Raw genomic sequence first — 22,609 nt, 5'->3', positions numbered from 1 at the left:
GCGCGCACCTCATCCAATAGCGCCCATTCCCCCAGGCACTCCGTGTCATCTGCGATTGGACGGTTTGCTCGACAAGCTGGGTCATGGACGCAAAAAGTCTTTGCCAGGTGACACGTGTGTCGTGTGCTCGAATCGGTCACTCAGCCGTGATTCGGCGAGACTCGGTGGAACTGTCGAAGTATGGCCCGAGTCGCCAGGATTTCAGCCACCAGCATGCACAGACTCTGATGTGCGAATGACCTGAAAGCGGACCAGGCTCGCACGCTCAAACTGTCCAAAGATCCTGATTTCAAAGAGAGGTTTTGGGCCTGTATCTCGACCTGCCAGACAAGGCGTTAGTATTCTGCTGCGATGAGAAAAGCCAGGTTCAAGCCTTGGAGCGTACGCAGCCTGGTTCGACTCTGGGGATCGGGCATATCCGTATGCACTTATATGACTATATCTGCAATGGCGCGGTCACCATTGTTCATGGCATTGGATTATCTTCAAGGACGCTTGGCCAGTTACATCGAGCGCCAACACCGGCATCAGAAGTGGTTGGAACTACTCAAAAATATCAATCGCGAAATGCCCGAATATCCTCAGCCACGATCTGATCGTGGATCAGTTACGCGACGTACAAATACCCGAAAGTGAAGAAATGCTTCCACATGCATCTCACCTCGCCCCCCAGCTCGGGGATGAATAAGTTGGAGCATTTTTTCGCGATATCACGGTGTATTTGCTTAACGGCTGTTTCAGTTCGGTTCGCGAACTGGAAAGCTCGATTATCACGTTCCTGGTACTGCGAAATGTACAGCCGACGCGCTATGTCTGGCATCCAAAGGGAGAAGATATTTTGAACAAGAGATACAGCGAGCTTGTGAGGCGATGGCCTCACAGGTTGGTGGGCAAACTATCTCTAAAACTAGTCGGAAAACAAAGTAGCCGCGTGCACCGCCGAGCTCTGAAGTAGCATGCAACCATGCCGTTTGTACTGTGAAATTCAGCCACTCGCAATGATTGTGCGGGTGTGATTTCCTAGAGAATCTTCTAATTCCTTCGATTCGGGAATGACTGAAATACTTGGCTGACGTTTATCTAATAGTCAAAGCTAGATAGGATCTGTTCGGACTTAGTACGTTTGTAATGATGTCTTGTTCGGAGATGTAAAGCTGATGACTGAAAATAAAAAGTTCGATATCACCCAAGCGCAGATGGATGTTCTCAATAGTGAGCCATATAACGGGCGTGACATGTTTTGGGAGCAACATAGATTTGCGCGAGATGGATATTTGAAGATCAATCATTTGATTGATCCGATGGTGCGAAATGAAATCATAGCTGACGCAAAATATTTGTTGTCTAATCATTCAAAGCGAAGAGATATTCTCATTGAGTCAACTGGCAACACGCCCCGGTATCTAAGTAACGTAACTCGTGATGATATTGAAAGGTATGGGAAATATATTCCGATAGCCTATGAGTCAAAGTATCTTCTGAGTTTAATTCGAAGCATTGTGAAGGAGGATGTCATTCCTACGCCGTGGAAATGGGATAACTACATTATAAATAGTCAGCATAAAGCGGGGGATACGCACGGCTGGCACTGGGGAGACTATCCGTACACAATTATTTGGATCGTGGAAGCCCCGAGTATAGAGTCTGGTGGATTGTTAGAATGTGTGCCGCACACAAATTGGGATAAGAAAAACTCTAGAATAGAAAACCTTTTGGTAGAAAACACCATCGACTCATACTTTCATGTGACGGGAGACGTATATCTTTTAAAGGCAGATACGACGCTACATCGTGTAAAGCCATTAACTCAGGATGTAATGCGTATAATTTTAAATACTACATGGGAGCGTGCTCGTGATAAAGATCGCCATGTGGAGCATGAGACTTTTGTTTTTCGGGATTGATCTTAATATTGGGATGGGAAAATGAATATAAAATACAATCACACCAATTTGATTACGCCAAACTGGAGAAAACTTGCGGAATTTTATAAGCAGGTATTTGGTTGTAAAGAGGTCGGACCGAAACGCTTTCTGTCAGGTAAAAGTCTTTCAGGAGGAACAAACGTTGAGAATGCACAAATCGAGGGCGTGCATTTGAGGCTTCCAGGGTATGGTTCCGATGGTCCAACGCTGGAAATATTTCAGTATGTTGAGATTAAAGATCGTGAAGTTTCATATGCGAATTCTAAGGGATTAACACATATTGCTTTCGAGGTGTCGGACTTGAATGAAGTTTGCTCGAAAGTCATCCGTGGGGGCGGATGGATGCTCGGGAAATTGGTAAGTCAGATTGTGGAAGGCGTGGGAGTTTGTACATTTGTATATGTGAGAGATCCAGACAGAAATATCATCGAAATACAGGCGTGGGAGTGAAAGTTAATGACCATTCTTGCACAGTTCGATTTAGTTAAACCCAGATTCTCAAAGGATGATCCACGTATGGAGGGCTTTTACTCCTCGACCCAGTATGTAAATGGGTTAGCTGAGAGTCATCCAGGTTTTATATGGCGAGAGAGCAACGAAGATCAAAAACAATTGGATGAGCTATGGGGTGAAGGCTATCTTTATACACTTTCATTGTGGGAAAGTCCCGATGCGTTAAAAGATTTTTTATATAAAACACCCCATGATGAGTTTCGTAGACGGGGGGCAGAGTGGTTCTTGCCTTTAAGCCGGCCTCGTATGGTGATGTGGTGGGTTGAGAATAATCATTTGCCAACATTGGAGGAGGCACATGAAAAAATGACGCTACTTTACGAAATCGGTCCTTCCCTACAAGCATTTGATCTTAAGTCAAGCGCATTCCTTGCCCCAATTTATTAGGAGCCTATAAATGAACTGTGAAAATCGAGAAGGCCAGCAATATTTAGCTGACTATTATAGAGCATTCTTGAGTGATCCAGCGGATTTGGTAGGCCAAGGACCACGCTTGCGTGCTTTACGGAAAACTATAGAGCGCATTGAAGATGAATGGACTGTGGCAGAAGAAAATAAGTTAGATATTCAAACTCTTCCCAAGACAAGAGAGGATTTTTTAACATGGTACTTGAGTCGAGAAAAAGATATTAATGAAGATATTGCCTTTTTTGTGGACTATATGAAATATAGCGCGACATTGGAGCAGGTTGCTTTTTACATTTGTATGGAAGAAATGGTGGACGGCTCCTTTGATGATCTTATGGCCGTTGTGCAGCTAGGGATGCCAGTTCATTGTAAAATGGTAGCGGGTGAGAATTATTGGGATGAGATGGGTAACGGGAGCTTTGAATTTGTCCACACGTCTATGTTCAAAACTTCTTCTGCCTATATGCGTCAGGTTTTAGCCCTGACAGATGTTAGTTTAGGGAGGCCTTCTAGAGAGTGTTTGATGAATGGGAATATCCTCCTAATGTGGGCGGTCCGTCGAGAATTTAACGTTCGGTTGATAGGCGCTATGGGATTGGTCGAGGGGTCAGCTCCAGCTCGATTTGGGGCTACAACATATGCGCTCGAACGCTTGAAGTTACCTCTCGAGGTTATCGCTTATCACAAGGCTCATATCGGTATCGATACCCATCATAGCGAAGCCTGGTTTGAAACGGTATTGCAGCACTATTCGCAAACTGGTACGGAGGTAATCCAGGAATTGGCAATTGGGGTGATGGTTCGCTACAACATCGCGGTTAGATATTATAAGTATATGTACGAAGCTATGCGAGGTATCTGAGCATGAAGATACCCCAATCTATAGTAGTCATTGATCCTGTCAGTTCCGCTAGGCGGTACGGAACTGAGATAACAAAAAAAGGTTTTCGCTCGGTGGCACTAGTGACGAGAGACAGATTCCCTGGAATGCTCGACAGATTGCACAGTTGCGATGGGTTTGAGGTGACTGTTAAGGCCTACGATTTTTCTGAAGCAGTAGAAAGGCTTTTTGACCTTAACGTCAAAGCAATTTTACCGGGGTCGGACTCGGCTCTTAAGTTAAGTGATGAACTGGCTCAACATTTTGGTTTGATTGGTAATCCGCTCGCAACGCGGCAAGCGAGGACCAACAAGCTCGTGATGAAACATCGACTGTATGCCAATGGCGTTCCAGCAACTATTTCTACAGGGATATCGTTGGACCAATTACTCAAAGGTGATCCAGTTGAATTTAAGTATCCTGCCGTGGTGAAACCGTGCCAAGGGACGGGGAGCAAAAATGTTAAAATTTGTCATAGTCTAGCTGATGTTTATAAAGCAGTTGCGGCGATCGAATCGGCAAGTGAGGGTTATATACAAGAAGAACGAGGTGCTCTAATTGAAGCATTCATTGAAGGGCCAGAATATTTCATGGCTACTGCGAATTTTGGGAAAGATAAAAAGAAAAGTATATTGTGTTTTGCGGAGTATGAAAAAATTCGAGTTGGTAATAACCCCAGCGTGTACAAAAATATTCGATCCCTACCAACCTTGAGTTTACAGGCAAAGAATGCATTCAAATATATAAAGAAAATTAATGAGGCCTTAGATGCGGATTATGGAGTTAATGATGTCGAGTTCAAAAGCTCCGTGAACGGATGGTTGATTATTGAGCAAAACGGACGGCTTCCTGGCGCTAATGTACCCGCTATCGCGGAGAAATGCACTGGTTTGAATTGGTATAGCCTTAATCTTGATATTTTTCTAGGTAACCCTATAGATGGATTTAAAGGTGTTAATTATAAAAAACATTTTTGTATCTGCTGCCTTATTAATATAAGTGTGGGAGAGGTTGTTTCGGTTTCAGGTGTTGAGAAAGTCAAGGGCCTTTCCTCGTTGGTCAATATCGATGTGTTGGTGAAGACTGGAGATATTGTTCAGGATACACAAGATTTTTTGTCAACTTGGGGTTTCGTATATTTAGTGCATGAAAATCGAGATGTTCTCGAAGAACACTCAAAAGTAGTGCATGAAGTGATGCGGCTGCATTGCCGTTAGTTCTCAGGCAGGAGCAATTCGCTCGAAATAGTAGTGCACATGTTCTATGGCTGCGACTTTATTTAGGGGAATAGAATGGCTACTTGGATGGTGCAAGTCTCTCTAATCCTTATTTGTTCTGTTGTTTTAGGGCGATTAGCTGAGAGGGTAGGACAAAGTCGGATGGTAGGGGAAGTTGGTACTGGTTTGTTATTGGGGGCTTCAGTGCTGGGTGTACTTTGGCCCGAAGGACACGCCGCATTGTTTTTCACCGACTCCTTGGAGGATTTAAAGGTATTTGCGGACTTGGGACTGGTGCTTTTAATGTTCGAGGTGGCATGGCACACGTCGTCTCTGCATGCTGAAAAAGTACGGAATGCGATATTAACGCCCTTGGTCATCACCCTATTTGGAGTCTCATTAACATTTCTGATTGGCTGTCTAATAGCAGCCGTATCTAAGGAAAATATCGCGCCTGACATAGCTTTTTGGCCATACGTATTTTTCTGCGGTCTTGCATTATCGGCTACAGCTTTGCCAGTATTGATTAGAATAATTGCTCGCTTAAAAAATATATCTGCCTCAACCGCTTCTATTGCTTTATCTAGTGCAGTTTACACGGACGTATTTGCTTGGATCGGGGTCGCCTTCTTAGTAGCTTCTTATGCCGCTGGAAAAACAAGTATTCTTGGGGCGCTAATAAGTACATTGGCTTTGATTGGGTTTTGCGGGATTTCTTTTTACTTGATTCGTCCTCTAATTTCCCTTCTGTACCGTGAACGGCAGGCTAAGAGAAATAATGGCATCCAGCTAATTGTTGTGGTCTGTTATTGTTTGGCGAGTGCTGAGATAACCTCACAATTAGGGTTCCATCAAGCCATAGGTGTGGTAATCGCGGCATATGTATTTTGCAAGGTCCCTGGGCTTCAACATATTTGGAGACGAACTATCGGAAGTTTTGCGCATATATTTTTCATTCCTATATTTTTTGCCTATTCTGGACTTCAGGTCAGTGTTGGCTATTTTTCACAATTTGATACTTGGTTATGGCTAGGTGTTTTTTCAGTCGGTGGTTTTCTCGGAAAAGTTGTTGGGACATATTTAGGCGGCCGAATCTGCGGGCTGAGCCCTACCATAGCTATGGAGGTCGGATTACTGATGAATACTAAAGGACTCGTCGAACTTGTAATATTGAGTATTGGATTGCAGCTTGGGGCTTTATCGGAAAAGGCCTACGGTATTTTCCTAATTATCGCACTTTTATCGATTGTGATGACTCCGCCGCTGCTAACATTGTTTGCTAAGTTATGCAGGAGGAACGCTGATGTACAAATAAAAGTCGCAAAGTGAGAAGTTGACTTTTTTATCGGGTCTCGACTATTTTCAGCTAATTGCATAAAGGTAATTTAACGAAGTAGGAAGAGGACTACAGTAATGGATGTGATTATGGGATTTGTTGCCGCATTGTTATGGGGTGGCACTGATTTTCTTGTAGGGTTGAATGCTCGTGCTGTTGGCGTAAAAAGGGCTGTTTTTTTTGGCCAGACATTAGGTTTTGCGTTGATGAGCGTTCTGTTATTGCTCTACCCATTCTATTTTATTAAATCGCTGTCAGCGTCTTCGGTAATTTGGGGGCTGGGGCTAGCCGCTGCGTTATGCACTGTTGCAGGCGCTCTGGCCCTCTCCAAAGCGTTTGCTCTGGGGAAGACCGCGGTTATTGCACCGTTGATAACCTCTTATGGTGTATTTACCACCGCGCTAGCCTGGGCTAGTGGAGACGTTATTATTTTTAGCCAGTTCGCTGGTATTCTAATCTGCGTCATTGGAGTCTTAATTACGAGCATCCATACGGGTGCTGACGTGAATATAAATCGCCAAAATAGAGTGTCGGTTTTTTTTGGTCTTGTGGCGGCGATTCTGTACGGCACGAGCTTTTGGATACAAGGGAAATATACGCTTCCAATATTAGGTCCAATTACCATGCTATGGCTGGGTTACGCTGTAGGGCTATTCGTGTTATTTTTTATAGTGATTAAATTGGACGCTGGTCTTAAATTGCCGGCCCCAAGAAATATAGGTTTTTTAACTATGGCCAGTTTACTTAATTTAGGCGGGTTTTCCGCTTTTTCTTGGGGGGCTATTAATGGTTCGGTTTCTGTTGTTACCGTAATTAGCACGCTTTCGGGCGGGATAGCGGCGGTATTAGGTTGTTTGGTCTTCAAGGAGCGACTGGGAGGGTGGCAGGTCGGCGGTGTTTTACTTGTATTGATGGGCGCCGTAATTTTGCATATGTTTAATTGATTAAACGGTTAATGTTGTTGTATGTTGAATCTCTTGCTGTAGTAATGACGGTCTTTTATAAAGAGGCTGATCCTTCGGAGTCCTATTTCTCCGAGAGGCTTTATTTTATGGCTTGTTTTGAGTGTGCGACGCGCACAACTGGTTTTAGCGAAGAGTATGGTTGTGGATAAAAGTAGTCACTAACGCCAAGGTTGGTGATTTAAAATAATATGACGTCTTCATAACGAAGCGAGAAACTATATGCATAAGGATCATGTAGATATGCTTCCCTATATGGCTGCATTCGCAGTTGTAGTGGAAACAGGCAGTTTTATTGACGCGTCGGAAAAGTTGGGGGTGTCTGCTTCTGCTGTCAGTCGGCAAATTTCAAAGCTGGAGCGGATTTTGTCTCTGCGTTTGATTGAACGTAGTACGCGACATCTGAAAGTAAATGCCGATGGTGTGAAAGTTTATTATCATTGTAAGGAGTTGCTTCGTTTTTCATCGAGGGTTTTTGATCTTAAAGATGAGCTTGGGCAGCCGCAAGGCCTGATAAAAATATCGGCCCCTAAAATGATGAACAACACCCTAAATCAGCTTATGCCAGAGTTTTTGCGGAGGTTCCCAAAGATAAACGTTCAGTTTATTTTTGATGGCGGTCAAGGCAATTTGATTTCCGATGGAGTTGATCTAAGTATAAAGATAACTGATTCGCCACCTCTGGGATTGGTCGCTAGAAAGCTTTTCGATGTGGCTTTTACAATGTGCGCAACGCCGGAGTATATCAATTTTTACGGAGTCCCAGCCCATCCTTCTGAGTTGGCGGAACATAGCTGTATCGCAATTGCTGATAAGTCAGGAGGCAAACGGTGGGAGTTCGCTAATGAGGATGAAACAGCTGAAGTGATAGTCAGTGGGCGCTATTGCTCGAATGATATTGAAGCTGTCCTCAAGGCGACGCTAAATAATTTGGGAATAGCGTGTCTACCGAGTGCCGCTACAGAGTCAGATTTGAGTGCGGGACGGCTGATTACTGTTTTGCCAAGCTGGAAGTATGTTGGAAGTTCTCAAGGTATGGCGTGGCTGTTATATAAGCCTAATAAGCATGGTTCGCAAAGGTTGAAAGTTTTGGTGGATTATTTGATTGAAAATTTTTATGGGGTCGGCTGCTAATTTGTTATGTGTTTGCTGTCTGTATTGCGTTGTGTCCTTACTTGAGAAATATTTTTACCTTGATTGTAGCAGCTCATGTGAGTTGAATCATATCTGACAGATAGCGGATTAAGTTATGTATAGGCGCTCAGGTGGAGGGCGCTGGTCGGTACTGCAATGCCTCCGCCAGATGATGACGAGCAATTCTTTGTCCTTGCTCCAGATCCGCCAGCGTGCGGGCGACCTTGAGCAGGCGGTGGGCCGCGCGAAGGGACAGGGTCAGGCGCTCGCAGGCGCTTTCCAGCCAGGCTTCATCCGGCCTCGACAGCGCGCAATGCTCGCGTAACCCCGGTAGGTCGAGGAACGCATTGGCGCAGCCCTGGCGCTGTTGCTGGCGGTCCCGGGCCTGGGCTACCAGTGCCGAGGCGGTGGACGTGTTGTCGCCGGGCTGCGGGGCCGGGTTCAGCGCGGTGATTTCGCGAGCGACGGTCAGGTGCAGGTCGATCCGGTCCAGCAACGGCCCGGAGAGTTTGTTGCGATAGCGCTGGACCTGCTCCGGCGTACAGCGACAGCGCGCGCTGGGGTCGCCCATGTAACCGCAAGGGCAGGGGTTCATTGCGGCGACCAGTTGAAAGCGCGCCGGGAAACTCACGCGGTCGCGGGCGCGGGAGATCACGATATGCCCCGACTCCAGTGGCTCGCGCAAAACCTCGAGCACCTTGCGATCAAACTCCGGCAGCTCATCCAGGAACAGCACCCCATGGTGGGCCAAGGTGATTTCCCCCGGTTGCGGCTTTGACCCTCCACCCACCAGCGCCGGGCCGGAGGCCGAATGGTGCGGCTGGCGAAACGGCCGATGGGGCCAATGACTCAGGGGCGCCAGGCTGACCACTGATTGAATCGCTGCCACTTCCAGCGCTTCGTGCTCACTCAGCGGCGGCAGCAAACCCGGCAGGCGGCTGGCGAGCAAGGTCTTGCCGGTGCCGGGCGGGCCGCTGAACAACAGGTTATGCGCGCCTGCCGCAGCGATCAGCAGTGCGCGTTTGGCGGCGAGTTGGCCCTGGACTTCGCTGAGGTCCGGGTAAGGTTTGTTCAAGTACAGCAGACCGTCGGACTTGAAGGGCTCGATCGGCACATGCCCATTCAGGTGCGCCACCACCTGTAGCAGGTGGTCCACCGCAATCACCTTCAACCCCGATGCCAGGCAGGCCTCTTCGGCATTCGCCCGGGGCACGATCACGCTGCGCCCGGCCTTGCGCGCCGCGAGCGCTGCCGGCAACACACCTTTCACTGCGCGTACCTCGCCCGATAGCGCCAATTCCCCCAGGCATTCCACGTCGTCGAGCATCTGCGTCGGCACCTGCACGCTCGCCGCGAGAATCCCGAGGGCTATCGCCAGGTCAAAACGCCCGCCGTCCTTGGGCAGGTCGGCGGGCGCGAGGTTGAGGGTGATGCGGCGGGACGGGTATTGCAGCGCGGAGTTGAGGATGGCACTGCGCACGCGGTCCTTGCTTTCCTTGACGGCGGTTTCCGGCAAGCCCACCAGGGTGAGCGATGGCAGACCATTGGCCATGTGTACTTCGACGCTGACGGCAGGGGCTTCGACGCCGATCTGGGCGCGACTGTGGACGATGGCGAGGGACATGCTCATTCCTTGAAAGGGCGGGCCGCTTCCTGCGGTTTTTCAAGGGTAGACGAGGTGGGGTGGAGCGGGACGCGGGAGGTTTTACAGAACGTATCCGCAGAGTGACGCAGAACAAGTGGGGGCGCTGGTTTGCGTGCGATAGGGGCGGTCAGGCGTATCAGAGGGACCGAGGTGATTCCATCGCAGGCAAGCCAGCTCCTACATTGGTCGGGGGTTATTCAGAGGCTGCCGGGGTCAACCGCGCTTCCAGCTCCGCCACTTTCGCCTCCAGGCTTTCCAGGCGTGCTCGGGTGCGGGCCAGCACCACCATTTGGCTGTCGAATTCTTCCCGGCTGACCAGGTCGAGCTTGCTGAAGCCGCTTTGCAGCAAGGCCTTGAACTGGCTTTCGATTTCATTGCGGGGCAGCGGGGTCTCGCCGCTGAACAGGCGGGAGGCATGGCCGCTCAGGGCGTCGAGGAGGTCTTTGGGCGCGAGCATGGGAAATATTCCGGAAAACTGTTGGCCGGCAGTGTATCACGCAGCGTCTATAGTCATTTCCACGACCTCGGGCGCACGCTTTTCGCGCAGGGTGTCGGGCGGTAGCGCACCGTTTTCGTGCGCAATCACCCCGCCAAAAAGCCCCGCAGGTGGGCATAAGTGGGCAAGGGACTGATTTCAGTGGTTTTTACGGAGCTGGCAAGGTTTCTGCTTAGACGAACATGACCCATGCACTGATGCAGTCGCTGTGACGAATGCAGTGCGCCGACGGATCAGGGGTACAGGTTTCGTCACCAGTGGTTCGCTGGCGTCGCAATGGCAACTGCTCTTGCGACGACGCGTTACAAAGCCAGGCGCTGCGCTTAGACTTGAGACGGGTTTGTTTTCCTGGGGCAAGTCCACCAATTCGGGAGAGAGTTTTCATGAAGCTAGTCACTGCCATCATCAAGCCGTTCAAGTTGGACGATGTACGCGAGTCGTTGTCCGAAATCGGCGTGCAGGGCATTACCGTTACTGAGGTCAAAGGCTTCGGGCGGCAGAAGGGTCACACCGAGCTGTATCGCGGCGCGGAATACGTGGTTGATTTCCTGCCGAAGGTGAAGATTGATGTCGCCATTGACGACAAGGATCTTGATCGGGTTATCGAGGCGATAACCAAGGCCGCCAACACCGGCAAGATCGGTGACGGCAAGATCTTTGTGGTCAATCTGGAACAGGCTATTCGCATCCGTACCGGCGAAACCGATACCGACGCAATCTAAGCCGCCAAACCCAACGCCCCAGGAGAAAACAATATGACTCTGCGTAAATTCGCAGGGCTCGGAGCCCTGTTGTCCATCGTAATGCCAAGCCTGGCCATGGCGGCAGACGAAGTGGCTGCTCCAGTCCTCAATTCCGGCGACACCGCGTGGATGCTTACATCCACCGCGCTGGTGCTGTTTATGACCATTCCCGGCCTGGCGCTGTTCTACGGCGGTATGGTTCGCTCCAAAAACATTCTGTCGGTGATGATGCAGTGCTTCGCCATCACCGGCTTGATCACCATCCTGTGGTTCGTCTACGGCTACAGCATGGCGTTCGATACCACCGGCATGGAAGCGGGTGTGGTCAACTTCAACTCCTTCGTGGGCGGCTTGTCCAAGCTGTTCCTGTCGGGTGTGACCCCGGCCAGCATTACCGGCCCTGCGGCGCTGTTCCCTGAGGCGGTGTTCGTCACCTACCAGATGACCTTCGCCATCATCACCCCGGCGCTGATTGTCGGTGCTTTCGCCGAGCGTATGAAATTCTCCGCGATGCTGATCTTCATGGGCGTCTGGTTCACCCTGGTCTACGCGCCGATTGCCCACATGGTGTGGGGCGGTCCGGGTTCGTTGCTGGGTGACTGGGGCGTGCTGGACTTCGCCGGCGGTACCGTGGTGCATATCAACGCCGGTGTGGCTGGCCTGGTAGCGTGCCTGGTCCTCGGCAAGCGTAAAGGCTTCCCGACCACGCCAATGGCGCCTCACAACCTGGGTTACACCCTGGTGGGTGCAGCCATGCTGTGGGTCGGCTGGTTCGGCTTCAACGCCGGTTCCGCTGCCGCGGCCAACGGCACTGCCGGTATGGCGATGCTGGTGACCCAGGTCGCTACCGCCGCTGCCGCCCTGGGCTGGATGTTCGCCGAGTGGCTCACCCACGGCAAGCCAAGTGCCCTGGGCATCGCCTCGGGTGTGGTAGCGGGCCTTGTGGCCATTACGCCGGCTGCCGGTACCGTGGGCCCGATGGGCGCGCTGATCATCGGCCTGGCGGCGGGTGTGGTGTGCTTCTTCTGCGCCACGACCCTGAAACGCAAACTGGGCTATGACGACTCCCTGGACGCCTTCGGTGTCCACGGTATCGGCGGTATCCTCGGCGCAATCCTGACCGGTGTGTTTGCAGCACCGGCCCTGGGTGGCTTCGGCACCGTGACTGACGTGGCGGCCCAAGTCTGGATTCAGTGCAAAGGCGTCGGCTTCACTGTGATCTACACCGCCATCGTGACCTTCATCATCCTCAAGGTGCTGGATATGGTCATGGGCCTGCGGGTTACCGACGAAGAAGAGGCTGTCGGCCTCGACCTGGCACAACACAACGAACGCGGCTACAACTTGTAAGTAGGCGAAAAAAACATGCCCGGCTTGCCGGGCATTTTTTTGTCTGGTGTTTGCCCGTCATGACACGGGGGGCCGGTTTTTTGCGTCGCGTGTGTGATGGCGCGCGCACGGCGCTTTTCCGGGTGCGAATGTCTTACAGGCATGTAGGCGTATTCGGCACTTTGTTTTTTCCCTGAGCGCGCTAGAATGCGCGCCGATGGGCGGAGAACTGTATGTGGCAACAGACCCTGATTACCCTGCGGGCCAAGCCCCGGGGCTTTCACCTGGTAACCGACGAGTTGCTTGCCGGCTTGCCTGAATTGAAGGCGTGTCGCGTGGGCCTGTTGCATCTGTGGTTGCAGCATACCTCGGCCTCGTTGACCATCAACGAGAATGCCGATCCGGCGGTTCGTCGTGACTTCGAGCGTTTTTTCAACTCGCTGGTGCCGCAAGGCCGAGCCGGGTTCGAACACAACGACGAAGGCCCGGACGATCTGCCGGCGCACTTCAAGGCCAGTCTCCTGGGTTGCCAGCTGAGTTTGCCGGTCAAGGCCGGCCGCTTGGCGATGGGGACCTGGCAAGGTGTTTATCTGGGCGAGCACCGTGATCATGGCGGTGCTCGTAAAGTCCTCGCCACTTTGCACGGTGATGGGGCATAAGCCACTGGTTATCCGGTGGATGTTGATTTTTTTCCGGCGACCTTCGACAGATGGTGAAGCTGGGCTATAACTAATCTGCTTTTCGCAAGTCATGAGGTAGAACATGAGCGACGATGATCTGGAAAACGACGAACTGGAAGTAGGCGACGAAGACGACACCGAAGAAGGTCTTGAGGCGGCAGCGGAAGACGTTGCTGACGACGACGGTGGCGATGACGTTCCTGTTCCGGCTGCCAAAGGCAAAGCCAAGGCCGCTGTTTCGGTCGATGAGCTGCCAAGTGTTGAAGCCAAGAACAAAGAGCGCGACGCGCTGGCCCGTGCGATGGAGGAATTCCTCGCTAAAGGCGGCAAAGTGCAGGAAGTCGAGGCCAACGTGGTGGCAGATCCACCCAAGAAGCCGGATAACAAGTACGGCAGCCGACCTATCTGAGGTCTGCTTCTGGCTTGCTGGAAAAGCCCGCCGTCGCTGCGGGCTTTTTCATGCCTGAAACAAATTCCTACGGCTCACCGCCTGCCAATATAGGGGAAGCAAGCCCCCTCCCACTTACTGCCAGCTTTTGAGCAGCGGAGGCAGTTCCGTCAGGCTGCGAATCTGCGCATCCGGGAGTTTATCCCCTTCCCAGACCTTGCCTGTCGGGTTGAACCACACGGCACGCAGCCCCGCCTGTTGCGCTCCGGCGATGTCGTCACCGGGATGATCGCCGATATGCACCGCCGCGCTGGCATCCACCCCGCCCCGTTGCAGCGCTTCCTGAAACAACCGCGCATCCGGCTTGGCGATGCCGATGTCTTCGGCGCGCAACGCGAAGTGGAAGTAGTCCGCCAACCCGACGCGCTGTACGTCAGCGTTACCGTTGGTGATCACGCCCAGCAGGAAGTGTTTGCGCAGCGCTTGCAGCATCGGCTCGGCTTCGGGGAATACGGTGAGCTGGTGGCGCGCATGAATGAACGCTTCAAAGCACACATCGGCCATTTCCGTCGCTTCAGGTTGTGGATAACCGGCCTCTTCAAACGCGTGCATCAGTACGCGGTGGCGCAGCATGCTGATGCGGTGCTTGAGTTCGGGATGGCGTTCCAGCACCTGCTGGCGAAGGTTGGCGAAATGCTCCAGGGGCAGTTCGCCGACCTTGGCGGCATGGGTGGCCAGCCATTCGCGCATCGACGCTTCGGCGCTGATGATGACGGGGACGTTGTCCCAGAGGGTGTCGTCGAGGTCGAAGGTGATCAGCTTGATACTCATGAGTCGCCGCCCTTGATGCGTTTGGCCCGTGGATGGGCGCTGTCGTACACCGTTGCCAGGTGTTGGAAGTCCAGGTGGGTGTAGATCTGTGTCGTCTTGATATCAGAGTGGCCGAGCAGTTCCTGCACCGCGCGCAGGTCTTGGGACGACTCCAGCAAATGGCTGGCAAACGAGTGCCGCAGCATGTGCGGATGCAGGTTCTGCCCCAGCTCGCGCTCGCCGGCCGCCTTGACCCGCAGTTGAATCGCCCGCGGCCCCAGGCGCCGGCCCTGCTGGCTGACGAATACGGCGTCGTCCGCCGGGTTGGTCAGTGCGCGCAGGGGCAGCCACAGTTGCAGCGCTTCCCGGGCCTTCCTGCCCACCGGCAGCACGCGGGTCTTGCTGCCTTTGCCGAGCACTTGCACCAGGCCGTCGGCGAGGTCGAGCTGATCGAGGTTCAGCCCGGTCAGTTCCGACAGGCGCAGGCCCGAAGAATAGAACAGCTCCAGGATCGCCTGGTCGCGATGGGCCAGGAAGTCGTCCTCGACGGCGCCATCGAGCAATTGCAGGGCGCGGTCGGTGTCGAGGGTCTTGGGCAGCCGCCGCTCGCCCTTGGGCGGGGCCAGCCCATTGGCCGGGTCGTGGTCGCACAGGCCTTCGCGGTTGAGGTAGTGATACAGGCCGCGCACCGCCGACAGCAGGCGCGCCAGGCTGCGCGAAGATTGGCCCTGCTGGTGCAGGCGCGCGATCAGGCTGCGCAGGCCCTGGATGTCCAAGGCCTTCCAGCTGGGGATCTGCTGCTTTTCGCAGTAGGCCAGGACCTTGTTCAAGTCCCGCCGGTAGGCTTCCAGGGTGTGGGGCGACACCTGGCGCTCGCTGCGCAGGTGTGCGCAGTAAGCGTCCAGTTGCCGTTCCATGGTCAGCGCACCGCGCGCAGGGCGGTGGTGAAGCGCGGTAATACGCGGCCCAGCACTTCGGCGATGTAGGTCAGGAACAACGTGCCCACCGAACTTTTGTAGTGCGCAGGATCACGGCTGGCGATGGCCAGTACCCCATGCAGGCCTTGATGGCTGAGGGCGACCACGGCGGTCGAACCGATCTGCTTGCGCTGCTCGGCGCCAAACAAAAAGTCCAGTTCATGCTCGCGCAAGGTGCCGCTGATGGTCTTGCCTTCGGAAAGCAGGCCGCCGATCGCCGTTTGCGCTTCGCCGCCGCTGACCCAGCGCCCGACCGGCATCGGGTTGTCGCTGAACAGGATCAGGCTGACGAAGGGCACCTGGAAGTCCTGGCGCAGGCTGTCTTCCACGGCGATCACCGTTTCTTCCAGGCTGGTGGCGTCCATCAGCGTCAGAATCAGGCGACGGGTCTTGTCGAACAGGCGGTCGTTATCGCGGGCGACGTCCATCAAGTGCGAGAGCCGATGGCGCATTTCGATGTTGCGCTCGCGCAGGATCTTCATCTGCCGCTCCACCAGCGACACGGTGTCGCCACGCTGGTGGGGGATGCGCAGGGCCGGCAGCAGTTCTTCGTGTTCGACGAAGAAGTCCGGGTTAGCCTCAAGGTACGCCGCGACGGCAGCGGCCTCCAGACTTTCGCTCGGGGATGCTTGTGCGGGTACTTGAGGCTTATCGGTCATTTGCTTGGCTCACTCATAGACGGACCTGTCCTTCGTATACGCGCGTGGCCGGCCCGGTCATCATCACCGGGTGGCCGGGGCCTGCCCATTCGATGGACAAACGTCCGCCGGGCAGGTCGATCAGCAGCGGCGAATCCATCCACCCCTGGCTGATCGCGGCCACGGCAGCGGCGCAAGCACCGGTGCCGCAGGCCTGGGTTTCGCCGGCGCCGCGTTCCCATACGCGCAATTGCGCGCGGGAGCGGTCGATCACCTGCAGGAAGCCCACATTGACCCGTGCCGGAAAGCGCGGGTGATGTTCGATCTTCGGCCCCAGCTCATGCACCGGCGCATTATTGATGTCGTCGACCCGCAGCACCGCATGGGGGTTGCCCATGGACACCGCCGCCAGTTCGACAGCCTGGCCGTCGACATCGACGGTGTAGTGGGTGGCCTGCTCGGTGGCCTGGAACGGAATATCCGTCGGCACCAGACGTGGCGCGCCCATGTTGACGCTGATCTGGCCGTCGCTGCGGACATCCAGCTCGATCACGCCGCTCTTGGTCTCGACACGAATCTGCCGCTTGGCGGTCAGGCGCTTGTCCAGCACAAAGCGGGCGAAGCAGCGCGCACCGTTGCCGCACTGTTCCACTTCGGAACCGTCGGAGTTGAAGATCCGGTAACGGAAATCCACCTCCGGGTTGCTCGGCGCCTCAACGATCAGCAACTGGTCGAAGCCGATGCCGGTATGACGGTCGCCCCACTGTTTGGCGTGCTTGGGCAGGATGTGCGCGTGCTGGCTGACCAGGTCAAGGACCATGAAGTCATTGCCCAGCCCGTGCATCTTGGTAAAACGCAGCAGCATGGCTTACTCCGGCAGCAGGCTTTCGCCAGCATACAACTCGGCTACCGTCTCGCGGCGACGCACTTCAAACGCTTGATCACCGTCCACCAGCACCTCGGCGGCACGCCCGCGGGTGTTGTAGTTGGAACTCATGACAAACCCGTAGGCACCGGCCGAATGAATGGCCAGCAGGTCGCCTTCTTCCAGGGCCAACTGACGATCCTTGGCCAGGAAGTCGCCGGTTTCGCAGATCGGGCCGACGACGTCATAGGCGCGCGCTGCGCTGTCGCGAGGCGTTACGGCGGTGACATTCATCCAGGCCTGGTACAGCGCCGGGCGGATCAGGTCGTTCATCGCCGCATCGACGATGGCGAAATCCTTGTATTCGGTGTGCTTGAGGTACTCGACCTGGGTCAGCAGCACGCCGGCATTGGCGACGATGTAGCGGCCCGGCTCGAACATCAGCGTCAGGTCGCGGCCTTCCAGGCGTTCGCGCACGGCCTTGATGTAGTCGCCGATCAGCGGTGGCTCTTCATCGCGGTACTGCACGCCCACGCCGCCACCGAGGTCGATGTGCTGCAGGTAGATGCCGCACTCGCCGAGGCGGTCGGTCAGCGCCAGCAGACGGTCGAGGGCATCCAGGAACGGCGGCAGGGTGGTCAGTTGCGAGCCGATATGGCAGTCGACACCCAGCACTTCCAGGTTCGGCAATTGGGCGGCGCGGATGTACACGTCCTCGGCGTCGGCGATGGCGATGCCGAACTTGTTCTCTTTCAGACCGGTGGAAATGTACGGGTGGGTGCCAGCGTCGACGTCCGGGTTGACGCGCAGGGAAATCGGCGCGCGAACGCCCATCTCGGCGGCGACCACTTGCAGGCGCTCCAGCTCGTCGGTGGATTCGACGTTGAAGCAATGCACGCCGACTTCCAGGGCACGGCGCATGTCTTCGCGGCTCTTGCCGACGCCGGAGAAGACGATCTTGTCAGCCTGGCCGCCAGCCGCCAGGACACGTTCCAGCTCGCCGCGGGAGACGATGTCGAAACCGGCGCCCAGACGCGCCAGGACATTGAGCACGCCCAGGTTGGAGTTGGCCTTGACCGCGTAGCACACCAGGTGCGGCACGCCGTTCAACGGGTCGGTGAAAGAGCGATATTGGGCTTCGATATGCGCGCGCGAGTACACATAGGTCGGGGTGCCAAAGCGCTCGGCAATTGCGGACAGCGCCACGCCTTCCGCGAACAGCTCGCCGTTCCGGTAGTTAAAAGCGTCCATGGGGTTCCCTTAGTAAGTGTCGTGCTTATGCGCTTTGGCAGGCTTTTGCGACGATTGCGCCTGTTCATTCGGGTCTTTGCTGTCATCGGGCAGATACAGCGGGCCTTTTTGACCACAGGCACTAACGAGGCAAGCGACCGCGACGAGCGCAGCAAGGGAAGAGATCAGGCGCTTCATGGCGAAATCCTTGAATATGCATTAATTGCGCCCGAGTATACCGACCACCCGCCAGCTTGCCTATGCGCCGGAATACCCGTCCGGCGGGGGTTTGCCGACATAACTGCGAAGCTGGCTACGCTAGTCAGGGATATTTCTTACCGCCATCGGTAATGAACTCGGTATCCTTTGCAATCGGCGGAGCGCGTCCGTATCGTGCGGCGCTTGAGCAAAACCAGACACTTTTGAGGTTGCCGCAATGAGTTTGACCGAAGCCCGTTTTCACGACCTGGTGGATTCGACCCAGAACGCGCTGGAAGATATTTTCGACGACAGCGGCCTGGATGTGGACCTGGAAAGCTCGGCCGGGGTGCTGACCGTCAAGTTCGAGAACGGCACTCAACTGATCTTCAGTCGCCAGGAACCGCTGCGCCAACTGTGGCTGGCGGCACGTTCCGGTGGTTTTCACTTCGATTACAACGAAGAAGACCGCAATTGGCAGTGCGATACCAGCGATGAGCTGCTCAGCGAAATGCTCGCGCGGCTGGTTCAGGAACAAGCCGGTGTCGAGCTCGGCTTCGATGAGCTGAACCCCGACGAGAATTGATGGTGAGCCAGCCTGCAATCGTGCGTCCGCCCAAGCCGTTGTTCAGTAATGTCAGCCCGGCGGTGCCATCACCTTGTATCAGTTTGTGTCGGCTGGACGAGGCAAAAGTCTGCCTTGGCTGCTTTCGCCATGTGGAAGACATCCGTGAATGGCGCTCCGCCGATGATCAGCGGCGACGCGTGATCGTGGCCCAGGCCGAGCGGCGCAAAGTCGGGCCTTGAGCCCGTCTTGTTTATTTGCGGTGCTGTGGTAGTGTCCGGGTACACCTCAACTCATCGAGGTCCGTGAGAACCCCGCCTTTTCCTGGCGGGGTTTTGCTTTTTTGTGCAGAAAAAAGGAGTCTGCCTGAATCATGACCGCACCTTCCATCATTCTTACCCGTCTCGACGTGCAGCGTCTTGAGCAACTGATCGACCGTGTCGGCGAGAATTCGCCAGGTGTAGAAGCCCTGCAGCACGAACTCGACCGCGCCGAAGAAGTGGTTGGCCACGATGAAGTGCCTGCAAGCGTCGTGACCATGAACTCCAGCGTGCATTGCCGCGAGCAAGGCAGCGGCAAGGACTATCACCTGACCCTGGTTTACCCCAAGGATGCGAATGCCGACGCGGGCAAGATTTCGATCCTGGCGCCGGTGGGCAGCGCGTTGCTCGGCCTGAAAGTGGGCCAGCACATCGACTGGCCAGCACCCGGCGGCAAGACCCTCAAGCTCGAACTGCTCAGTGTTGAAGGCCAGCCCAAAGACGGCGGCGCCTTTTCGCTTTAAATCTGCTTCAGCGCGTCATTGAGCGCCTGTTCCAGCTCGGCCTTGTAACGCAGGTACAGATTGCTCGGGCTTTGTACGTCGCCGAGCAGGCCCGAGAGATCCAGATCAGTGATATAGCAGCGGTAGCGCTCGGTTTCGCGGCGCTGCCCGACGATCTCCCGGGCGACCACTGCAAACAGCTGGTCGCCAAACTCCAGTTCGGAAAACTCCCGCTGATTGCAGTACAGGGTGATCCCCACCTGGCCCGGCGCCGCCTTGCCGATAATCGCCTGCACGTCATAAAACGGCTTGTTGGCCGGGTTTTGCGGGGCCGGCCGAGGCTCGATACCGCGTGCGCGATTGCTGCCCGACGGCAACAGTTGGTAATACAAGGTTTGCACCGCGCCCAGCGGTTCTTGCGGGTCCAGGGGCGACAGCGCGTCCCGGCGATAGATGATCGACTGCAGAAAACGCTGCAACGGCGCCAGCAGGCTCTGTTCATCATGGAACGGCAAGCGTTGCTGCCAGAGCGCGTTGAACTCATCCAGCACATACAGCTCGGCGAAGCCTTCGTTGACCCGGTAAAACACCTGCACGCATTCGGCCATGCCCATCGGCAGCAGCAGCGCCAGGTCGTGGTCTTCCAGGGCCATGGCGTCCAAGTGCAACGGGCTGTAGCTGGCCAGTTCTTCGCTGAGGTAGGCGATCAGCGCGTCCTGGGTCGCCAGTGAGACGTGGGTGGCCTGGCCGGGCATCAGCTCCATCACGTGATAGTGCTGCTGCACCTGCAGCAAGTAGCGATGGTTGCCCTGGCCCAGCAGCAGGTTCTGCGCGGTGTCGAAGATTTCTTCCACGCGCTGGGCAATGAACTGTGCTCGGTTGTGGCAGAAGCAGCGCACCCGCAGGCGTGGCAGGTGGTCCGACGGCAACTGGTTGAGGTAGTCGCGCAGGCAGTCGAGCAGGGCATGGGGACCGTCGTAGCGGCTGACCATCACCTCGTTCCAGCTGTTGAGCGTGACCTGGTCGAGGGTCAGCACCAGGTTTTCGCGCACGCCGGCGTAACTCAGGGAGTCGGTGCGCTCGGTGGTCATCAGGATGTTCAGGTCGCGATGGTGCTTGAGCGGGTCGACGCCGACGTTGATCAGCAACAGCACTTCTTCCGGCACCGCCGAGCGCAGCAGGCGCTCTTCATCGACGCTGGCCAGGGGCAGGGCGATGGTCTGTTGCAGGCTGCCCAGCAGGTTGAACAGTTCGAATTCGGTCATGTCGCTGACGCCTGGGTGCAGCGCCAGGCGCGTGCTGCTGTCGATCACGCCGTTGCGGTGGCACCAGGTGAGCATTTCCAGCAGGTCGCGGCTGCGCTTGATCGGCGCGAAGTGCTCCGATTCCAGGGCGGTGAGGTTGCCGTTGTACAGGCCCCAATGATGCTGGCCCGGTTCCTTGCGGTTGGCCGATTGCACCAGGGTCAGGGTGTCTTCGGCCAGGTCCGGGGCGATGCCGGGGTTGATGAATTCGACCTTGCCGGCCTTGCGTTCAAACGCCGCGTACAAGCGACGGCCAAGCACATTGAGGTCACGCTTGTTGATCAGGCTGACGGTCTGTTCGGTGCGGGCGAACTGGGTCAGGAAGCGATAGCTGTAGTTCAGCTCATTGACCAGGGCGCGGCGCTCGGAGGCGACCTGGCGTACTTTCCATTGGCTGCGGCTGTCGAGCAGCGCCAGTTGACGCTGGTCCCAACCCCATTCATGGGCCAGGCGTTCCAGCAACAGGCGCTGCCAGCCGACAGTGCGCTGGCCGGCGCTGAGCTTGCGGTTGACCTTCAAGTACAGCGCGCGCCGTACCAGTTCCAGGCGTTCCGGCTCGTTGCGCGTGTTGAGGTATTCCTCGATGCGCCGGTAGACCACGACGTAAGGGTCCAGCTCGTCCAGGTCCATCCGGTTGGCGAACACCGCCCGTTTGAAGCGCAGGCTCAGGCACTGCACGTTCGGGTGCTCGCTGGCGTAGACCTCGGTCAGCAGCAGCTTGAGCAGCGACTTGTAGGGCGATTCGATGCCCTTGAACAATTGCCACAGCCCGGCGCCAATGAATTCGCCGGGCGGGATGCGCGCCAGGTGGCCGAGGTCGAGGGTTTCATCGGCGCGGATAAAGCGTTTGGAAATCAGCGTGTGGGTGAACTCGGCGTAGCGCACTTCTTCATACACCGGCACCAGCCACCAGATCGGTGTGCGGCCGGCGAGCCAGATGGCGGTGCGATAGAACTCATCCAGCAACAGATAATGCTGGGTGGTGCCGCAGTCGTCGGAGCTCAGTTGCGTGTCGCGTTCGCCCAAGACAAACCGGCTCGGCTCGATCAGGAAGAAGTGCGCCTCGGCGCCCATGCTCTGGGCCCAGGCTTCCAGTAACTGGCATTTCTTGCGCAGCTCGACCAGTTCGTTGTCGCTCAGGTCGGGGGCGTGGCATACCCACACGTCCATGTCGCTCTGGTCGGCTTGGGCCAGTGTGCCGAGGCTGCCCATCAGGAACAGGCCATGGATCGGCTGCGGCGGGTTGCCGTGGCGCGGTTTGTAGGAGAACGAACGGGTCAGGCGCTGGGCTTCGCTCAGGGCCTGCGCGTCGGGTTCGAAATTCGACAGCCCGGCCGGGGTGCTGCCCGACACGTAACCGGGCAACAGCGGGTGATTGACGTGGAAAAACAGCGGCAGCAGGGTCAATACGCTTTGCTGGCGTGGCGTCAGCCCTTCGAGGGCCCGGGCCATGCGCCCTGCGTTAAGCGCCATGAACCGCGCGCGCAGTTGGGCCAGCACCTTGCGGTCGATGCCTTCGTCCAGGTCGGGGCGGATCTCATGGGTGCGGGTCATGTCGAACTCGGCGGCGTGCAAGGCCCGACATGGGCGGCCGTGTAGGAGT

24 protein-coding genes and 1 pseudogene are annotated in these 22,609 nt (G+C 55.5%); 16 read left to right on the top strand and 9 right to left on the bottom strand.

The window, feature by feature from the left end; genetic code table 11:
- Window positions 1–52: 52 nt before the first annotated feature.
- The 9 genes and pseudogenes from JN756_RS31100 to JN756_RS31060 form a co-directional block, all read left to right on the top strand.
- Window positions 53–927 (top strand): annotated as a pseudogene (locus JN756_RS31100) (IS630 family transposase); the annotation flags it as partial.
- Between the two features lie 230 nt (window positions 928–1,157).
- Window positions 1,158–1,904 carry a HalD/BesD family halogenase gene (locus tag JN756_RS31095; protein WP_201021645.1) on the top strand — a complete coding sequence of 249 codons (747 nt, stop codon included), beginning with the start codon at window positions 1,158–1,160 and terminating at the stop codon, window positions 1,902–1,904.
- A 21-nt stretch (window positions 1,905–1,925) separates the two neighbouring features.
- A complete protein-coding gene (locus JN756_RS31090; RefSeq protein ID WP_201021644.1) occupies window positions 1,926–2,375 on the top strand; it encodes a VOC family protein in 450 nt (149 codons plus the stop codon).
- Window positions 2,376–2,381: 6 nt separating this feature from the next.
- Complete coding sequence (locus JN756_RS31085) at window positions 2,382–2,825, top strand: DUF3291 domain-containing protein (RefSeq protein ID WP_201021643.1); 444 nt, start codon at window positions 2,382–2,384, stop codon at window positions 2,823–2,825.
- Between the two features lie 10 nt (window positions 2,826–2,835).
- Complete coding sequence (locus tag JN756_RS31080; protein ID WP_201021642.1) at window positions 2,836–3,708, top strand: iron-containing redox enzyme family protein; 873 nt, start codon at window positions 2,836–2,838, stop codon at window positions 3,706–3,708.
- Between the two features lie 125 nt (window positions 3,709–3,833).
- Window positions 3,834–4,943 (top strand): ATP-grasp domain-containing protein, encoded by a 1,110-nt coding sequence (locus JN756_RS31075; protein ID WP_201021641.1) that lies wholly within the window; start codon window positions 3,834–3,836, stop codon window positions 4,941–4,943.
- 75 nt (window positions 4,944–5,018) lie between these two features.
- Entirely contained in the window at window positions 5,019–6,272 is a 1,254-nt protein-coding gene (locus JN756_RS31070) for a cation:proton antiporter (RefSeq protein WP_201021640.1), read from the top strand.
- Window positions 6,273–6,356: 84 nt separating this feature from the next.
- Window positions 6,357–7,223 (top strand): EamA family transporter, encoded by an 867-nt coding sequence (locus tag JN756_RS31065; protein ID WP_201021639.1) that lies wholly within the window; start codon window positions 6,357–6,359, stop codon window positions 7,221–7,223.
- 261 nt (window positions 7,224–7,484) lie between these two features.
- Complete coding sequence (locus JN756_RS31060) at window positions 7,485–8,375, top strand: LysR family transcriptional regulator (protein ID WP_236255063.1); 891 nt, start codon at window positions 7,485–7,487, stop codon at window positions 8,373–8,375.
- 127 nt (window positions 8,376–8,502) lie between these two features.
- On the opposite strand, the gene JN756_RS31055 is transcribed toward JN756_RS31060, so the two are convergent.
- Together JN756_RS31055 and JN756_RS31050 are read right to left on the bottom strand one after the other, a co-directional pair.
- Window positions 8,503–9,999: a YifB family Mg chelatase-like AAA ATPase gene (locus JN756_RS31055; protein WP_201021637.1), complete on the bottom strand. Its 1,497-nt coding sequence runs from the start codon at window positions 9,997–9,999 to the stop codon at window positions 8,503–8,505.
- Between the two features lie 214 nt (window positions 10,000–10,213).
- Complete coding sequence (locus tag JN756_RS31050; protein ID WP_017845178.1) at window positions 10,214–10,477, bottom strand: accessory factor UbiK family protein; 264 nt, start codon at window positions 10,475–10,477, stop codon at window positions 10,214–10,216.
- A gap of 422 nt (window positions 10,478–10,899) precedes the next feature.
- On the opposite strand from JN756_RS31050, the gene glnK reads away from it, so the two are divergent.
- The 4 genes from glnK to sutA all read left to right on the top strand — a co-directional run bounded on the left by glnK (window position 10,900) and on the right by sutA (window position 13,677).
- Window positions 10,900–11,238 carry a P-II family nitrogen regulator gene (glnK, locus tag JN756_RS31045; protein WP_002555808.1) on the top strand — a complete coding sequence of 113 codons (339 nt, stop codon included), beginning with the start codon at window positions 10,900–10,902 and terminating at the stop codon, window positions 11,236–11,238.
- A 33-nt stretch (window positions 11,239–11,271) separates the two neighbouring features.
- Window positions 11,272–12,609, top strand: coding sequence for an ammonium transporter (locus JN756_RS31040; protein WP_057004005.1), 1,338 nt, complete (start codon window positions 11,272–11,274; stop codon window positions 12,607–12,609).
- Window positions 12,610–12,821: 212 nt separating this feature from the next.
- A complete protein-coding gene (locus JN756_RS31035) occupies window positions 12,822–13,247 on the top strand; it encodes a secondary thiamine-phosphate synthase enzyme YjbQ (protein ID WP_017845176.1) in 426 nt (141 codons plus the stop codon).
- A gap of 103 nt (window positions 13,248–13,350) precedes the next feature.
- The gene (sutA, locus tag JN756_RS31030) at window positions 13,351–13,677 is read left to right on the top strand and encodes a dormancy-specific transcriptional regulator SutA (RefSeq protein WP_017845175.1); all 327 of its coding nucleotides are present in this window, start codon (window positions 13,351–13,353) and stop codon (window positions 13,675–13,677) included.
- Between the two features lie 114 nt (window positions 13,678–13,791).
- On the opposite strand, the gene JN756_RS31025 is transcribed toward sutA, so the two are convergent.
- From JN756_RS31025 to lptM, 6 genes are read right to left on the bottom strand one after another with little or no spacing between them, the layout of a single operon-like run.
- Window positions 13,792–14,487 carry an HAD family hydrolase gene (locus JN756_RS31025; RefSeq protein ID WP_046381664.1) on the bottom strand — a complete coding sequence of 232 codons (696 nt, stop codon included), beginning with the start codon at window positions 14,485–14,487 and terminating at the stop codon, window positions 13,792–13,794.
- Window positions 14,484–15,383 (bottom strand): tyrosine recombinase XerC, encoded by a 900-nt coding sequence (gene xerC, locus JN756_RS31020; RefSeq protein ID WP_046381665.1) that lies wholly within the window; start codon window positions 15,381–15,383, stop codon window positions 14,484–14,486. Before xerC ends, JN756_RS31025 begins: the two co-directional genes overlap by 4 nt.
- 2 nt (window positions 15,384–15,385) lie before the next feature.
- Complete coding sequence (locus JN756_RS31015) at window positions 15,386–16,102, bottom strand: DUF484 family protein (RefSeq protein WP_017845172.1); 717 nt, start codon at window positions 16,100–16,102, stop codon at window positions 15,386–15,388.
- A gap of 13 nt (window positions 16,103–16,115) precedes the next feature.
- Window positions 16,116–16,946 carry a diaminopimelate epimerase gene (gene dapF / locus JN756_RS31010; RefSeq protein WP_046381666.1) on the bottom strand — a complete coding sequence of 277 codons (831 nt, stop codon included), beginning with the start codon at window positions 16,944–16,946 and terminating at the stop codon, window positions 16,116–16,118.
- 3 nt (window positions 16,947–16,949) lie between these two features.
- On the bottom strand, window positions 16,950–18,197 hold the full coding sequence (gene lysA / locus JN756_RS31005) for a diaminopimelate decarboxylase (RefSeq protein WP_017845170.1): 1,248 nt from the start codon (window positions 18,195–18,197) through the stop codon (window positions 16,950–16,952).
- 9 nt (window positions 18,198–18,206) lie between these two features.
- Entirely contained in the window at window positions 18,207–18,374 is a 168-nt protein-coding gene (gene lptM, locus JN756_RS31000) for an LPS translocon maturation chaperone LptM (protein ID WP_017845169.1), read from the bottom strand.
- A 238-nt stretch (window positions 18,375–18,612) separates the two neighbouring features.
- Here lptM and cyaY point away from each other — a divergent pair, with 238 nt between their 5' ends.
- The 3 genes from cyaY (at window position 18,613) to rnk (ending at window position 19,723) form a co-directional block, all read left to right on the top strand.
- Window positions 18,613–18,960, top strand: coding sequence for an iron donor protein CyaY (gene cyaY, locus JN756_RS30995; protein ID WP_017845168.1), 348 nt, complete (start codon window positions 18,613–18,615; stop codon window positions 18,958–18,960).
- Window positions 18,961–18,962: 2 nt separating this feature from the next.
- Complete coding sequence (locus JN756_RS30990) at window positions 18,963–19,181, top strand: DUF1289 domain-containing protein (protein ID WP_026139803.1); 219 nt, start codon at window positions 18,963–18,965, stop codon at window positions 19,179–19,181.
- A gap of 131 nt (window positions 19,182–19,312) precedes the next feature.
- Window positions 19,313–19,723 (top strand): nucleoside diphosphate kinase regulator, encoded by a 411-nt coding sequence (gene rnk / locus JN756_RS30985; protein WP_017845167.1) that lies wholly within the window; start codon window positions 19,313–19,315, stop codon window positions 19,721–19,723.
- Here rnk and JN756_RS30980 read toward each other — a convergent pair.
- Entirely contained in the window at window positions 19,720–22,560 is a 2,841-nt protein-coding gene (locus JN756_RS30980) for a class I adenylate cyclase (protein ID WP_201021636.1), read from the bottom strand. The two genes, rnk and JN756_RS30980, sit on opposite strands and share 4 nt — an antisense overlap.
- Window positions 22,561–22,609: the final 49 nt, after the last annotated feature.

This window comes from Pseudomonas sp. Y39-6 (genome assembly GCF_023651955.1).
GTDB classification, from domain to species: domain Bacteria; phylum Pseudomonadota; class Gammaproteobacteria; order Pseudomonadales; family Pseudomonadaceae; genus Aquipseudomonas; species Aquipseudomonas veronii.
The sequence above is the reverse complement of the archived record's forward strand: the minus strand, read 5'-3'. Positions and strand labels throughout refer to the sequence as shown.

Coding starts and splice junctions, on each gene's coding strand:
- JN756_RS31015 (WP_017845172.1), bottom strand. CDS start 16,102: ATGACCGATAAGCCTCAAGTACCCGCACAAGCATCCCCGAGCGAAAGT.
- JN756_RS31050 (WP_017845178.1), bottom strand. CDS start 10,477: ATGCTCGCGCCCAAAGACCTCCTCGACGCCCTGAGCGGCCATGCCTCC.
- JN756_RS31080 (WP_201021642.1), top strand. CDS start 2,836: ATGAACTGTGAAAATCGAGAAGGCCAGCAATATTTAGCTGACTATTAT.
- cyaY (WP_017845168.1), top strand. CDS start 18,613: ATGAGTTTGACCGAAGCCCGTTTTCACGACCTGGTGGATTCGACCCAG.
- JN756_RS31075 (WP_201021641.1), top strand. CDS start 3,834: ATGCTCGACAGATTGCACAGTTGCGATGGGTTTGAGGTGACTGTTAAG.
- JN756_RS31095 (WP_201021645.1), top strand. CDS start 1,158: ATGACTGAAAATAAAAAGTTCGATATCACCCAAGCGCAGATGGATGTT.
- JN756_RS31085 (WP_201021643.1), top strand. CDS start 2,382: ATGACCATTCTTGCACAGTTCGATTTAGTTAAACCCAGATTCTCAAAG.
- JN756_RS31070 (WP_201021640.1), top strand. CDS start 5,019: ATGGCTACTTGGATGGTGCAAGTCTCTCTAATCCTTATTTGTTCTGTT.
- sutA (WP_017845175.1), top strand. CDS start 13,351: ATGAGCGACGATGATCTGGAAAACGACGAACTGGAAGTAGGCGACGAA.
- rnk (WP_017845167.1), top strand. CDS start 19,313: ATGACCGCACCTTCCATCATTCTTACCCGTCTCGACGTGCAGCGTCTT.
- JN756_RS31025 (WP_046381664.1), bottom strand. CDS start 14,487: ATGAGTATCAAGCTGATCACCTTCGACCTCGACGACACCCTCTGGGAC.
- lysA (WP_017845170.1), bottom strand. CDS start 18,197: ATGGACGCTTTTAACTACCGGAACGGCGAGCTGTTCGCGGAAGGCGTG.
- lptM (WP_017845169.1), bottom strand. CDS start 18,374: ATGAAGCGCCTGATCTCTTCCCTTGCTGCGCTCGTCGCGGTCGCTTGC.
- glnK (WP_002555808.1), top strand. CDS start 10,900: ATGAAGCTAGTCACTGCCATCATCAAGCCGTTCAAGTTGGACGATGTA.
- xerC (WP_046381665.1), bottom strand. CDS start 15,383: ATGGAACGGCAACTGGACGCTTACTGCGCACACCTGCGCAGCGAGCGC.
- JN756_RS30980 (WP_201021636.1), bottom strand. CDS start 22,560: ATGACCCGCACCCATGAGATCCGCCCCGACCTGGACGAAGGCATCGAC.
- JN756_RS31060 (WP_236255063.1), top strand. CDS start 7,485: ATGCTTCCCTATATGGCTGCATTCGCAGTTGTAGTGGAAACAGGCAGT.
- JN756_RS31090 (WP_201021644.1), top strand. CDS start 1,926: ATGAATATAAAATACAATCACACCAATTTGATTACGCCAAACTGGAGA.
- JN756_RS31055 (WP_201021637.1), bottom strand. CDS start 9,999: ATGTCCCTCGCCATCGTCCACAGTCGCGCCCAGATCGGCGTCGAAGCC.
- dapF (WP_046381666.1), bottom strand. CDS start 16,946: ATGCTGCTGCGTTTTACCAAGATGCACGGGCTGGGCAATGACTTCATG.
- JN756_RS31035 (WP_017845176.1), top strand. CDS start 12,822: ATGTGGCAACAGACCCTGATTACCCTGCGGGCCAAGCCCCGGGGCTTT.
- JN756_RS31065 (WP_201021639.1), top strand. CDS start 6,357: ATGGATGTGATTATGGGATTTGTTGCCGCATTGTTATGGGGTGGCACT.
- JN756_RS31040 (WP_057004005.1), top strand. CDS start 11,272: ATGACTCTGCGTAAATTCGCAGGGCTCGGAGCCCTGTTGTCCATCGTA.